Raw genomic sequence first — 252 nt, 5'->3', positions numbered from 1 at the left:
AAAGGCTTCATGTCGGATGGCGGCATATATAAACTGGTAGAACTTGTATACGATTCCTTCTACAGGACCTTTATCACGTGGCTTCCGTACACGGCAAGCCTCCAGGGTAGTATTGTAGTAGCTTGACCATTCCAGCGCAGCATTGTTGAATGTAGGCTCGTAACGGTCTGACTTTTTCACCCATTGGGTCATGTTGTCGCTCTTGCACACTTCAGGACATCCTCCAAAATAGGTTATGGCATCCGACAAGCC

The 252-nt window shown here is 47.6% G+C and carries 1 pseudogene; it reads right to left on the bottom strand.

The window, feature by feature from the left end:
• A pseudogene (locus ABFY71_RS19000) lies at nucleotides 1-192 on the bottom strand (IS21 family transposase); the annotation flags it as partial.
• Nucleotides 193-252 lie beyond the last annotated feature (60 nt).

It is taken from the genome of Devosia alba (genome assembly GCF_039938915.1).
Lineage (GTDB): Bacteria > Pseudomonadota > Alphaproteobacteria > Rhizobiales > Devosiaceae > Devosia > Devosia alba.
Note: the sequence above shows the minus strand (reverse complement) of the source record. Positions and strands in the feature narration are given on the sequence as shown.